Source organism: Streptomyces sp. AC550_RSS872 (assembly GCF_019049285.1).
In the GTDB taxonomy this organism is placed as follows: domain Bacteria; phylum Actinomycetota; class Actinomycetes; order Streptomycetales; family Streptomycetaceae; genus Streptomyces.
In genome coordinates, this window is the sequence record NZ_JAGMUL010000037.1 from 14,545 (window position 1) to 26,952 (window position 12,408).

At 69.9% G+C, this 12,408-nt stretch carries 8 protein-coding genes and 2 pseudogenes; 4 read left to right on the forward strand and 6 right to left on the reverse strand.

Annotation, left to right across the window (positions count from 1 at the left end; all coding sequences use genetic code 11):
• The first annotated feature begins 13 nt into the window (after positions 1-13).
• Positions 14-658 carry a GTP cyclohydrolase II gene (gene ribA / locus KUM44_RS17290; RefSeq protein WP_217208793.1) on the forward strand — a complete coding sequence of 215 codons (645 nt, stop codon included), beginning with the start codon at positions 14-16 and terminating at the stop codon, positions 656-658.
• An 84-nt stretch (positions 659-742) separates the two neighbouring features.
• Here ribA and KUM44_RS17295 read toward each other — a convergent pair whose 3' ends face one another.
• The 4 genes and pseudogenes from KUM44_RS17295 to KUM44_RS17310 form a co-directional block, all read right to left on the reverse strand.
• Entirely contained in the window at positions 743-4,024 is a 3,282-nt protein-coding gene (locus tag KUM44_RS17295; RefSeq protein ID WP_217208795.1) for a S8 family serine peptidase, read from the reverse strand.
• A 274-nt stretch (positions 4,025-4,298) separates the two neighbouring features.
• Positions 4,299-4,646, reverse strand: a complete 348-nt coding sequence (locus KUM44_RS17300; RefSeq protein WP_217208797.1) for a hypothetical protein — start codon at positions 4,644-4,646, stop codon at positions 4,299-4,301.
• 390 nt (positions 4,647-5,036) lie between these two features.
• Positions 5,037-5,593 (reverse strand): annotated as a pseudogene (locus tag KUM44_RS47185) (DUF5994 family protein).
• A 156-nt stretch (positions 5,594-5,749) separates the two neighbouring features.
• On the reverse strand, positions 5,750-6,001 hold the full coding sequence (locus KUM44_RS17310) for a hypothetical protein (protein ID WP_217208799.1): 252 nt from the start codon (positions 5,999-6,001) through the stop codon (positions 5,750-5,752).
• Between the two features lie 176 nt (positions 6,002-6,177).
• Here KUM44_RS17310 and KUM44_RS17315 point away from each other — a divergent pair, with 176 nt between their 5' ends.
• Complete coding sequence (locus tag KUM44_RS17315) at positions 6,178-6,648, forward strand: DUF5994 family protein (protein WP_217208800.1); 471 nt, start codon at positions 6,178-6,180, stop codon at positions 6,646-6,648.
• 267 nt (positions 6,649-6,915) lie between these two features.
• Here KUM44_RS17315 and KUM44_RS17320 read toward each other — a convergent pair whose 3' ends face one another.
• On the reverse strand, positions 6,916-7,863 hold the full coding sequence (locus KUM44_RS17320; RefSeq protein ID WP_254389646.1) for a LysR substrate-binding domain-containing protein: 948 nt from the start codon (positions 7,861-7,863) through the stop codon (positions 6,916-6,918).
• Between the two features lie 174 nt (positions 7,864-8,037).
• Between KUM44_RS17320 and KUM44_RS17325 the strand changes: the two genes are divergently transcribed.
• A complete protein-coding gene (locus tag KUM44_RS17325; RefSeq protein ID WP_217208801.1) occupies positions 8,038-9,003 on the forward strand; it encodes an FAD-dependent oxidoreductase in 966 nt (321 codons plus the stop codon).
• Positions 9,003-9,974 carry a DUF2207 domain-containing protein gene (locus tag KUM44_RS17330; protein ID WP_217208802.1) on the forward strand — a complete coding sequence of 324 codons (972 nt, stop codon included), beginning with the start codon at positions 9,003-9,005 and terminating at the stop codon, positions 9,972-9,974. Before KUM44_RS17325 ends, KUM44_RS17330 begins: the two co-directional genes overlap by 1 nt.
• 1,026 nt (positions 9,975-11,000) lie before the next feature.
• Here KUM44_RS17330 and KUM44_RS17335 read toward each other — a convergent pair.
• Positions 11,001-12,098 (reverse strand): annotated as a pseudogene (locus KUM44_RS17335) (bifunctional (p)ppGpp synthetase/guanosine-3',5'-bis(diphosphate) 3'-pyrophosphohydrolase); the annotation flags it as partial.
• Between the last annotated feature and the right edge of the window lie 310 nt (positions 12,099-12,408).

The following is a 12,408-nucleotide window of genomic DNA, read 5'->3' on the forward strand; positions in this document are numbered from 1 at the left end:
CCGGAGAACCCGCATGCCCGACTTCACCGCCGCCGCCACCCAGCGCGCCCGCGTCCGGGTCCCGCTGCGCTTCCAGGACGGCTACCGCGCCGACGCCGAACTGGTCACCTTCCACGGCCTGACCGACGGCCAGGAGCACGTGGCCGTCGTCCTCGGCGATCCGGCCCCCGGCTCCACCCCGCTGGTCCGCCTGCACTCCGAGTGCCTCACCGGCGATGTCTTCGGCTCGGCCCGCTGCGACTGCGGCCCCCAGTTGCGCGAGGCCGTCGAGCGCATCGCCGAGCGCGGCGGCGTGCTGCTGTACCTGCGTCAGGAGGGCCGCGGCATCGGGCTCTACAACAAGCTGGACGCGTACGCCCTCCAGGACCAGGGCCTCGACACCTACGCCGCCAACGCCGCCCTCGGCCTCCCGGAGGACGCCCGCGACTACACGGCGGCCGCCCAGATGCTCACCGCCCTCGGCATCGGCGAACTGGACCTGCTCTCCAACAACCCCGACAAGGCCGACCAGTTGCGCGCCCTCGGCATCCAGGTCCAGGACCGCGTCCCCACCGGCGTCTTCGCCACCCCGGACAATGTCCGCTACCTGCGCGCGAAGGTCGTGCAGACCCAGCACACCCTGCCGCTCGGCGAGCTCGCGGGGCTCAACGCGGGCTGACGGCAAGGCGAAAGGGGCGGGCGTCCGGCATCGGACACCCGCCCCTCAGTCGTACAACTGCCGTTCAACCGGGCCGTACGACGACTACGGCGTGACCTTCTCGATCGTCACGCCGCCCACACCCGCGGTCGTCCCGCGCGTGTTCACCAGCCGCACCTCGCCGAAGAGCTGCCGGCCCTCGGGCACCGCCCGCGCGACCGTGACGTCGGCCGCCACCTTCGCCGAGTCGCCCGTGCCGAGCTTCACCGGCGACGACTCGTCGACCTTGACCGAGCCGAGCGCGGAGGAGAAGAAGGCGTCCCGGTAGTCGTAGGCGGTGGAGCCGGAAGGCGCCTCGAAGCCGACCACCTCGACGGTGTAGGTGCCTGCGGCCGGGTTCGCGATGGAGACGGACTCGTCGGAGTCGCCGTCGGCGGACTGGCCGACGAGCTTGCCCGCCGCGTCGTACACCGACAGGTCGAGGTCGGCGCCCGCGTCGGAGACCTTGCCGATGGAGACGTCCAGCGAGGTCGTGCCCTCGGGCACCTCGACGGTGCTGGTCTGCGTCTGGCCCTCGGCGATGGTCGGCCGCGCCGTCTTCGAGGAGCCGAGGGCGCCGCCCTTGAGGTTGCCCTCAACGGCCTCCATCTTGTTCGTCACCGTCCAGGAGGCGGGGAACGGCGTGCCGACCTTGGCCTCCGGCACGGTCACGGACGCCGGGTCGAAGGACGCGCCGTACACGGTGGCGTTCAGCTTGTACGGGTTGTCCAGCAGCGTCGACGTACGGCGCGCGTCGACCTCGATCTCCCAGACGCCGGGCTCCGGGTCCGCGTACCGGGCGATGTCCGTCGTCTTCACGTCGTCGTCGGCGGCCTGGGTGCCGTACGGGCTGATGGCGCTGAACACCGTCTTGCCCTCCTTCAGCCCGCCGAGCGTGACCTGGAGCGACTTCGCGCCCTGGGGGACGGTGACGAAGTACGACTTGAAGTTGTTGCGCTCCACCGAACCGGAGGCGGTGAAGGTGTGCTTCACCGGCGTGGAGACCACGACGGTGTTGAGGATCTGCTTGTCGACGCCCGCCGTCCTCGGGTCGTCGGCCACCAGGATCGCGCTCTTGATGCCCGCGTGCTTGGGCGCGGCCTGCACCTTGACGGTGACCGGCTTGTTCAGCGGCAGGTCGACGACCTTCGGGCCGAGGATCGAGAAGGTGCGGGCCTTGTTGTTCGCCAGGCGCAGGGTGTGCGCGAGCGAGCCGGCGGGCCCGGACGTACGGGTGATGGTGACGTCGTACGTCTTCTTCTCCCCGGCCTTGAGGCCGCCCTCGCGGTCGTAGACGCCCGTGCCGAAGCCCGGCGTCTTCAGCGCCTGGTCGAGCGCGGTGTCGACCGGGGCCTTGACGGCGTAGTCATGGGCGGTGGCGCCCGCCTTGATCGCCTTCCAGGCATCGCCGACGTCGATGAGGCCGGCGCCCTCCTCGTAGGCCTGAAGTCCCTCGATGTGCCGGGCCGTCGAGGTCAGCGCGGTACGCAGCTTCTCGGGCGTCAGCTTGATGCCCCGCTGCTTGGCGGCGGACAGGAGCAGCGCGGACGAGCCCGCGGCCTGCGGGGACGCCATCGAGGTGCCGTTGTACATGGCGTAGCCGGCCGGGAGCTTCCAGCCCGCCTCGGCGATCGGCGCGCCGGGCATCCAGGCCGGGATCGGGCTGACCGCGGAGCCGGGGGCGACGACGGTCGGGGTGAAGCCGCCGTCCTCACGCGGGCCGCGCGAGGAGAAGTTGAACAGCTGGTACTCGTTCGCCACGCCGCTGCCGTAGTTGGCGGCGTACGTCTCCTTGGAGACGCCGGCGCCGACCGAGAGGACCTTGTCGGCGAGGCCGGGGTCGCCGATGGTGTTGGCGCCGGGGCCGGAGTTGCCGCCGGAGATGACGAGCTGGACGCCGTAGGTGTCGATGAGGCGCGTGTAGAGCTCGGCGCGGGCGTTGTTGCCGTCGTTCAGCGGGGGCAGGCCGCCGATGGACATGTTGACGACGTCGACGCCGCGGTTGGCGACGAGGTCGATCATGCCCTCGGTCATCGCGACGTTGGTGCAGCCGGGGCCGAAGATGCAGGCTCGGGACGACACGATCTTCGCGCCGGGGGCGGCGCCGTTCATGTGCTTGCTGCCGAGCATGCCGTTGGCGGCGGTGATGCCGGCCACATGGGTGCCGTGGGAGCCTGCGGTGAGGCCTATGTTGACGAAGTCGGACTTCTTGCCGACCCAGTCGCCGCCCAGCGGGTCCATCGGGACGCCCTTGCGGATCTCGACGACGAAGTCCTGCGTCTCGGGGATGTCGGTCGCCGGGTTGTCGGTGCCGAAGCGGCCGACCTGGTGACCCTCCTTGTACGGCTTCATCGGGGTGTCGTCGGTGAAGTCGCCGTTGTCGTTGACGTCGACGGTGACCGTGCCGGCGGCGGGGTCGTAGAGCACGCCCCAGTCGTCGGTCTTGTCGCCGTCGCGGTTGACGTCACCGTCGGCGTCGCCGTCCTTGACCTCGCCCTGGTTGGTGACGGCCTCGCTGAAGGTGCTGATCCCGTACGAGCCCGCGGGGGCCTTCCAGGTCTTGTCGCCGTAGGTGAAGGTGGGCCCGGTGACGGACGTGGTCATCGGGCGCCAGGTGCCGTCGCCGTCGACGATCGGGTCGGTGGCGGTCACCCAGTCGACGATCTTGCGCTCACCGGTCGTCGTCTTCTGTAGCGCGGGGCTCGCGAGGTCGACGCCGGTGTCGAGGACGCCGATGGTCACACCGCGGCCGTCCGCCTTCGGGTTCTTCTTCACGAAGTCGACGGCGCCCGTCTCGAAGGACGGGTTGTACGGGTTCTTCGCGGGGGTGTCCTTGCCGGGGCCGGGGTAAGTGGCCGCGGAGGCGCTCGACTTGCCGCCGCTGTCGAGGCTCGGCTCCTCCAGGGGTATCTCGTCCCGCAGGTCGATGGCGTGCACGGAGGAGAGCCTCGTGGCGGAGGCGATGGCCGAGTCGGCCTTGCCGGTCGGCACGGTGGCCCGTACGTATCCGAGCTTGTCGTACGTACGGCCGACCGAGCCGCCCTTGATCGCGTCCAGCTCCTGGGCGACCTTCTCGGTCTGCCCCGGCGCCGTGGCGATCATCATCGTGACGGTCTTGTCGCGCTGTGCCTTGGCCTCCGCGAGGAGGTCGGCGTCGTCCGAACCGAGCTTGTCGTGAGCGGACTTGACGCCGGGATCGGCCGCGGTGGCGGTCGAGCCGTCCGCGGCGAGGGCGAGGGGTATGGGCCCGGCCGCGGAGAGCGCGGCGACGAGGCCTGCGGCCACGGCGATCCGGGCGGCGCGTCGCGCGCCGCCCGGTATCGGGGCCGGGTGGGGGGTGGGGGGCATGGTGATCCCTGGTGCTGAAGGAATGAAGGTCGGCGGCCGGATCGAGCACCTTCGACCGCCGCGGTCCGGAATGTGATCCCGGATGATCGCCCAGCTTCCCTCAAGGGACCGTTTTCTGTTGATAGTTCAGGGCGACGAGATCGCGGTGTGACGCAAACTCGCCATGCGTCAGGGGGGACTTATCGGGCTGGCCTGTGACATTCCTGCGGGGGGACATCGGGCTCGCGCGGTCCCCGAAGTCCGAGCTCGTGGACGCGCCTGTCGACGTCGTCGTTCACAGGCGGAGCAGGCGTCGGGTGATCTCCCGGTACTGCCTCAGCGCCAGGTGGAGTTCGGCCGCCTGCGTTTCGGGGTCCTGGTCCTGCCAGCCCGCGCGGAGGGTCCGCCGCTGTTCGGCGAGGACGGCCATGAGCTGGGCGGTGGCCTCGTCGAAGGCACCCTCGGCTTCCTGCAATGACTCACGCGGAGCGTCGGGGAACGTGTTGACGGCCCGTCCGAGGCGCCGGACGATCTCGTTCCGCGCGTCCGACGGGATCAGCTGTGCCGGCCCGGGGGCATGGCGTCCCGTGACGTCGCGGGGCTGGTCCGCGGGCTGTTGAGCGCGCGTCTGGTCGTACATCATCGAGTACCGCTTTCCTGTGCGTCGGGCCGGGTGTCCGCAGCGGCACGACCCTGAGCGGTGCCACCGGTCGACGTCCGGCGCCAGCCTGTGTCAGCGCGATGCCGCTTGCGGGCGGACGCGGCGGTTACACAGGCGGGAGTACGGTGAAGGAGACGAGGACCCTTCCTGTGCCGGAAACCCGGACCGGCTCAAGGGCGCGCTCTCGTGTTCCGGTCCTCATGTTCCGGTCCTCTGTTCCGGGGTCCTCTGTTCCGGTCTCGTGTCCGGTCCTCGCGTTCTGATGAGTCCACCAGAACACATTCCTTCCACAGCATGCCACCGTCGCTCGGTCCGATCCCCGCCACGACGGGCGCAGCGTCGGGCTCCGCCCCGCTGCGGTGACCACGGCGATCACATCCCCGCGGCGCGCTGCTGGTTCTGGCCGTGTGCCCAGAAGGCACCGCCGCGCCCGTCCTCTCCGGTCCTCTCCTGTCGCGGGCTTGCGCAGCGGGCCCGTTCCGCCGTCATGAGCGCGGTCGCGGTCATCGGCGGGCCGGTGCCCGCACTCGCGGCGGCCATCAGCCGGGCGGCCGAGGCGGCGTCGGTCTCCGGGGGGATCACCAGGAGGTTCCAGGGTCCCGCGGTGAAGGAGAGCAGAAGGATCGCGTGCGGGTCCAGATCCGCCGTGAACCAACCGACCCGCACCACATGGCCGTTGACGAAGATCCTGGCGGGAGGATGGGCCAGTGCCGGGGGTTGACGGCCATCCGGGTGATCCGTCCCCACAGCGGATCCAGCACGTCGGCCAACGCGGAGAGCTCGCCCAGCAGGTCATCCGACCGAGGCCACCAGGCGCCGTCCAGCTCGGCCGGCCCGCCGGAAGGGCTCTCGGGTTTCAGCGCGAGGCGCGCGGGCGGGGCCCTGAAGGGAACGGCCCGCAGCGGAGGAGGAGGGATGGTCGCGGACATCAGGCAGGACCCGTTCTCCGGACCCTGCGCGGGCACAGTCGTCCGGCGTCGTCGCTCATCGGGAACGGCACCGGCGTCGGAGCCGGTGTGCGAAGTGCTCCCGATGCCTTCACGCTACTCCGCGAAGGGGTCGGGCGGGCCGTTCCGGGCCCTGGCTCACTTCCGGCGGCGGGCGTTCTCCGCGGACCGGCTGGTCTCCAGCCACGACCGTGCCGGTTCTGCCGGGCGGGCGGTGTCCACGGTGAGGTCGAGGCGCGTTCCCCCGTCGGCGCCCGCGGGGTAGCTGCGCTGCTCGGTGGCGGCGAAGCAGTGGCGGAGAGCCTCCGCGACCCGGCGGGCGGCCTCGGGCGAGGAGGCGACGATACGGACCTCGGCGTACCCGTCCGAGGGTGCTTCCATGGGCTGCATGGCGACCTCGGAGTTCGATGGACCAGAAGAGGACGGGACGGTTCTCCCACCCTACCGCGGTGCGTCCCACAGCCCTGGCGGATGTCCCGCGGGCTTCCCGGCCACCGCAGGCCGGGGAGTACCGTGAAACCAGGAAGCCACGCCGTTCCCTCGTTCCAGGCAGGCAGGCGAGACCGATGCCGGACTCCCACTCCCCGCAGGTGACCAGGCTCCTGCCGGACGCTGTCCACCAGGCGGTGAAGCCCGGGACGGCCGTCGTACGGCTGGAGACGACACACGACCGCCAGGGAGTGCTCGACGGGGCGTGGTGGCCGCGCTCCCGTGACATCGCCGCCGAGCTTCCCGCTCTGATCACCGCGCTCACCGAGTATCTCGGGCCCATCACCCGCGTCGGCCTGGACGCCGACGCCTGGGAAGCGCTGCCGACGCGGATGACCGTCGAGGGCCGTGTCGTCCACATCGATTCCTCTCCGGTCGGCGACGACACCGTCCTCATCACCCTGGGCGAGCAGGATCTCTTTTCCTTCCTCGTGGTCCCGCCGCACGCGACGCCCGAGGCGGCGCGCGCCGCCATGACCGAAGCGGTCCGCGCGGACAACGTCACGCAGGCCGCGCAGATCCTCATCGACACCGGCGGCAGGGCCTGAGAAGGTCAGCCGCGGCGGCCTTGGCGCAGGTGACCGGCGCGGGCGTATCTGATGGATCAGGACACGGCTGGTCAGCATGGTCCACTCCGGAACCGCGATCTGCGCACCGTTCGAACTGCGCGGAGACCCGGGCGAGTTGGTTCAGTCCTGCGCCGGTCGCCAGTTGGTGGGCCGCCCAGGACAGTGGCTCCACGTGCGCGGCAGGCACGTTCGTCGGCTCTCGTGCACTGCCCCCCCATCAGCGCAGCACGTTGATGGCCTGCACCGTCACGGCGTGGGCGTCGGCCCCGGCCCAACGCCGCCCACCGGGTCCCCGGAGTCATCCGGTCCCGCCTGGCCGGCCACCGACTCGACGACATCCAGGAGCCGGTCCAGCAGGGGAGTGGCGGTGCGTCGGTGGTAGGCCAGGGCGATGTCCACGGTGGGGACGGGGGCGCTCAGCCGACGTAGGCGCACCCCGGGTACCCGGAGCGCACGCGCTCGCCCCTCGGGCACCGGCGCGATTCCGGCGCCCGTGGCCACCGCGAGGAGAAGCTGCTCGTCGTCGGGTTCCTCACGGACGATGCGCGGGCCGCCATGGGGCCACAGCTGCTGGGTGATCCGGTCGTGCATGCCCGGGCCGTTCTCGCGCGGCCACAGGATCACCGGTTCCGTGGCGATGCGGTGGCGGGGGATCCGGCGTTCGCCGGCGAGCGGGTGGTCGACGGGGACGGCCAGGAGGAGTTCTTCCCGGGCGATCAGACGGCACTGTATGCCCGGTGTGTCCAGTGGAGGGCGGACGAAGGCCGCGTCCAGTCGGCCGGCGAGCAGTTCGCTGACGTTGTGTGCCGTCCACCCCGTCTGCGGGACGAGGTCGATGTCCGGGTTGCGTGCGCGGAACTGCGCGACGAGGGCGTCGACGACACCGCCACGGGCGGAGCGGGTGTAGGCCAGGCGCAGTTGCTCCCGCCGCCCGTCGCGTGCCGCACGGATCCGCTCCTGCGCCGCGGCCGCGTGGGCCAGCAGTTCAACGGCTTCACGCGCCACGACCGTCCCCACGGCGGTCAGGGCGCAGCCACGACTGGTCCGGTCGAGCAGCCGGGCACCGATGTCCCGTTCCAACGCCTTGATCTGCTGGCTCAGGGCGGGCTGGGCGATGTGCAGCCTGTGCGCGGCCCGGGTGAAGTTCAACTCCTCCGCCAGTACCGCGAAGTACCGCAGCCGTCGCAGGTCCATCCACCGACTATAAGCGCTTCCATAAGCGCTTCTTATGGCATCGAGCAGGACTGGTCTTGGACGGCCCGTCAGCCCGGGCTGTGCACTGGGCAGTACGCGAATCCGCGAGGTCCACGAGGTCATCCGCGAGGTCATCCGCGAGGTCTTCCACGAGGTCAGGACGGTGGTGCCGAGATGTTCGATGTGACGGTCGTCGGTGGCGGGGTCATCGGGCTCACCAGCGCGCTGCGGTTGCAACAGGCGGGCGCCCGGGTCGCCTTGGTCACGGCCGAGCCACCGGGCTCGACCACGTCGTCGGTCGCGGCGGCCGTCTGGTACCCGACCCGTACGCCGGGCCAACCGCGGGTACTGGACTGGGCCACCCGAACCTTCGACGAACTCGCCCGCCAGGCGGCCGACGGTGTCCCCGGGGTGGTGATGCGCCCGACGAGGATGCTGCTGCGGGCCGAACCTCCCGCCGTGCAGTGGTGGACGGCGGCCGTCCCCGACGTACGTCGGCTGAGGGCGGAGGAGATACGGGCGCCCTACACCAGCGGTCTGGCGTTCACCGTGCCGTCCGTGGAGATGCCCCGCTACCTGCCGTGGCTGCACCAGCAGTTCACCGCGGCGGGCGGCACGCTGGTGCTGCGCCGGATCGACCGCCTGGACCAGGCGACCGCGTGGGCACCGGTGGTCGTCAACGCCACCGGCCTGGGCGCCCGCGCGCTGTGCGGGGATGCGCGGCTGCGGCCGGTCAGGGGCCAGCTGCTCCTGGTCGGCAACCCTGGCCTGCACGTCTCCCTGCGGGACGAGGACGACCCGGACGGCTACACCTACATCCACCCCCGCAGCACCGATGTCGTCCTGGGAGGCACCTTCGAGAACGACCGGTGGGACACCGCGCCCTGCCCGGACACCGCCCGGGCGATCCTGCGCCGCTGCACCGCCCTGCTGCCGGAACTCGCCGACACCCCGGTCATCGGGCACGTGGTGGGGCTACGGCCGCACCGAAACGGCGGTGTCCGGCTGGAAGCCGACCCGCACGTCCCGGACGGGGGGACACGGCTGGTCCACAACTACGGGCACGGCGGCGCCGGCGTCACCCTGGCCTGGGGCTGCGCCGATGCCGCCACCGCCCTGGCACTCGGCGGCGACCACTGATGCCCCGCCGTCGACCTACGGCCAACAACGCCGGCCCCACAGCGTCGGTGGAGCAGCTCCAGCGCACCCTGGACAGCCTCTACGACCAGGCCAGTGTGCTGGGCCACGGCCTCCTCGCACTGCGCCGCGCGAACACCACCGAAACCGTCGCCCGAAGCATCGCCCACCAGATCCTTCACTTGGCCACGCGCGGCGTTGTCCGTCTGGTCGACGACCGCACAATCCAGCCGGTCGCCGACGCCGGGTCGGAGAACCTCCGTCCGGACGAGCGGCTTCTCCTCCAACTGCTGTTCACCGGCAGGGCCGACGGCGCCCCTGTCCGGACAGCGTCGTTCGCCGCGGAATACAAGGGCGATCACCAGGTCGCCACCTGGGCTCATCTGGTCCGCCCGGTCAGAAGGTCGGCCGACGAGGAAGTGCGACGAGCCGGATGGGCACGGACCCGCCCGGTCACGGCCAGGGACCGCATGCGGGTCCTGGGCGCCCTGAGCTGCTACCCAGGGCTCTCCGGGACGCTCGTACTGGCCCAGACAGCGGGCGGGATGTCCCTGTCCCCGGCGGTCGGCCTCGGCCTGGCCTACGGCGCCGCCGTGGGAGCCGGCCTGGCCTGGGTCGCGCCGTCGACCGACTGGTTCCTCACCGGAGAAGGCCGGCGAGTGCGTGACGCGGCCAGGGACTACGCCGGCCGACTGCGCGAGCTCCTGGCCCACGACGACCCGTTGCCGCCGGACCAGGCCTCGCTCACGTTCTACGAGCAGGCGCTGCCCTTCGCGATGCTGCACGGATTCGGCTCCGAGTGGGAAGAGCGCCTGCGCGAGCACTACGCCCTCGACACCACCCGCAACACGGTCCTGCTCGACGATCCGCCGGTCCACAGGCTCGCCGCCCTTGCCCACGCGATCGTCGGCACCATCGCTCCCGTTCGGCCGCCGGGCGTGGACGGCGGAGGCGGCGGTGGCGGTGGCGGGTGAGACAGCCCCCGGTCACGCAGAGGAGCCCCAATCTCAGCGCGAATTCCCGCGTGTGCGAATGTAACGCCATCCGGAGTAGAGCATCCCCAGCACTCCCCCAACCACACCGGCCCAAGCCACTACCACTGCCCAGAGGGCCATGGTTTTCGTGAGCCACAGCAGACTCAGTAGGACCGTCGCTACAGCGACCGCGAATCGCTCTCCATAGCTCCAGTCATAGCGACCGATCAGTCTCGGTTTGCTGTGCATGTGTATCTCACGCCCCTCATCTTGATGGTCGTCCCGCCTATCCTCGTGTTGAGGGGGGCGGCATCAGTGCCACCACCGCCGCCGCCGCTGTCCTTCTTGCGGCAGTCCCAGGCGTGGACTGTTTCGCCAGCGTGCACGCATAGCACCCGACGGCAGCGCCGATTCCTGCGATCGACGCCCCCTTGGCCAGAGCCTTGGCAAAACCTGCCACGCCAGTGCCGACCCCCATGACAAAGCAGATGTCGTCAGCAGCACTGCGAGATTGCCCCGGCGTTGCCGACTGTGCGACTGTCCCAGCGCTCCTGGCGTCCGGCGCAGCCGCTCCGCATACTCACGAAGTCAATTCCCCTTGCGTTCAGCAATTACTGGTCAGGCAATTACCGGTCAGGCAATTACCGGTCAGGCAATTACTTGACCATTACAAGGGGACGCTATCAACGAGGTCATGTATACACAATGGCGAACTTTGCCCACCAGGGGCCTCCTTGATGAATTCTCACTCAGGCCATCTCCGCCATATCGGGTGAATCTCATCCATACCCGCAAAACAGGCGTTCGTGTGAACGTAGACGTAAATATCCCCGCAGGGTTACATGCCGCCCGAGCCGAAGACCTCGCCTCGGACGTCGTAGCCGTACACGGCCTGGAAGTCGGCCTCGGCGGGGGGGCCAGGGCGCGGTTGTCGAAGCGGATGGCGATCATCGCGGTGTCCAGCAGCCCTTGGTCCTTGAAGTCGGGGCGACGCGGCCTTCGCCGGGTATGCCCTCAAGATGTCCCCTTGTACTTCCAATGCGCGGCGATGCCGTACTCGGCGCGGCGATGCATGTCAAAGGTGCGGATCTGAACTTCGATCGGCTTGCCGTCGGGGCCGATGACCGTCGTGTGCAGCGACTGGTACATGTTGACCTTGGGCATCGCGATGTAGTCCTTGAACCACCCCGGAACCGTGTTCCAGCGGGCGTGGACCGTAGCCAGGGCCGCATAGCAGTCGCGGTCGGTGTCGACCAGGACTCGGATGCCCACCAGGTCGTAGATCTCCTCGAAGTCCCAGCCCCGAACGATCATCTTCTCGTAAACGCTGTAGTAGTGCTTCGCGCGACCGGCGACCGTCGCCTCGATATGGGCCGCGCGCAGCGCCTGCTGCACCTCGTCAGTGACGAGGGCGAGGTACTCATCGCGCTTGGGAACGCGCTCGGCGACGAGGCGGACTATCTCGTCGTACTTCTCGGGACAGAGGATCGCGAAGGCGTGGTCCTCCAGCTCCCGCTTGATGGTGCTCATGCCGATGCGATGGGCGAGCGGCGCGTAGATCTCGAGGGCCTCGCGCGCCTGCTTCTCGCACTTGAGGTAGCGCATGGTCCGCATGCAGTGCAGGCGGTCGGCGAGCTTGATGACCAGGACGCGCGGGTCCTCGGTCGTGGCGGCGATCATCTTGCGCACGGTCTCGGCCTGCGCCGCCTCGCCGAACTCGACCTCGTCCAGCTTGGTGAGGCCGTCGACGAGCCCGGCGACCTGGTCGCCGAAGTCGCGGCGGAGCTGCTCGTAGCAGTACTCGGTGTCCTTGACGGTGCCATGGAGGAGTCCGGCCATGAGAGCGGCAGAATCCAGCCCCAGCTCGGCGAGGATCACGGTCACCGCGAGCGCATGCGTGATGTACGGGGCGCCGTTCTCGCACTTCCGGCCGCGGTGCCGACGCTCGGCGAACTGGTAGGAACGCTCGATCCGGTGGAGTGTCGCGGCCTCGCTCTCCGGATCATTGCCATGGACTGTGCGCAGCAGCGGATCCAGCACCGAAGCGTAAGGGCAGCCGCGCTGCGACCCATTCCTGTGATCGGTCACATCTCCCCCTGTTCTTCTCGATACAAGCCTCGACAGCTTGGCGGTCTCATCGCATTACCGAGGCGACACGTGTGTCGATCCGAGAGGCGTATGCCCGCTTCTGGTAGCGGCCTCATCCAGGTTGAGTGAGAAATCCTTGGCGGATGAGGCGTCACAGGCGGCTGCGGGTGACGTTCATGGCCGGGTCATCGGTGTGCATGCCGAGGAGTTCGTGCAGTTCACGGACTCGGAACACCTGGTCGGGATGCTGGTTGAAGGCGTTCACGATGGCCTGGTAGGCGGCGGTCGACTCGGGTGGATCGGCCTCGTCTCCGGCTCCGGTCGGCGCGAGTTCGGCGACGACCTT

Bases quoted from the DNA above. Each gene is read 5' to 3' on its own strand.
- ribA (WP_217208793.1), top strand. From the start codon at position 14: ATGCCCGACTTCACCGCCGCCGCCACCCAGCGCGCCCGCGTCCGGGTC.
- KUM44_RS17295 (WP_217208795.1), bottom strand. From the start codon at position 4,024: ATGCCCCCCACCCCCCACCCGGCCCCGATACCGGGCGGCGCGCGACGC.
- KUM44_RS17300 (WP_217208797.1), bottom strand. From the start codon at position 4,646: ATGATGTACGACCAGACGCGCGCTCAACAGCCCGCGGACCAGCCCCGC.
- KUM44_RS17310 (WP_217208799.1), bottom strand. From the start codon at position 6,001: ATGCAGCCCATGGAAGCACCCTCGGACGGGTACGCCGAGGTCCGTATC.
- KUM44_RS17315 (WP_217208800.1), top strand. From the start codon at position 6,178: ATGCCGGACTCCCACTCCCCGCAGGTGACCAGGCTCCTGCCGGACGCT.
- KUM44_RS17320 (WP_254389646.1), bottom strand. From the start codon at position 7,863: ATGGACCTGCGACGGCTGCGGTACTTCGCGGTACTGGCGGAGGAGTTG.
- KUM44_RS17325 (WP_217208801.1), top strand. From the start codon at position 8,038: ATGTTCGATGTGACGGTCGTCGGTGGCGGGGTCATCGGGCTCACCAGC.
- KUM44_RS17330 (WP_217208802.1), top strand. From the start codon at position 9,003: ATGCCCCGCCGTCGACCTACGGCCAACAACGCCGGCCCCACAGCGTCG.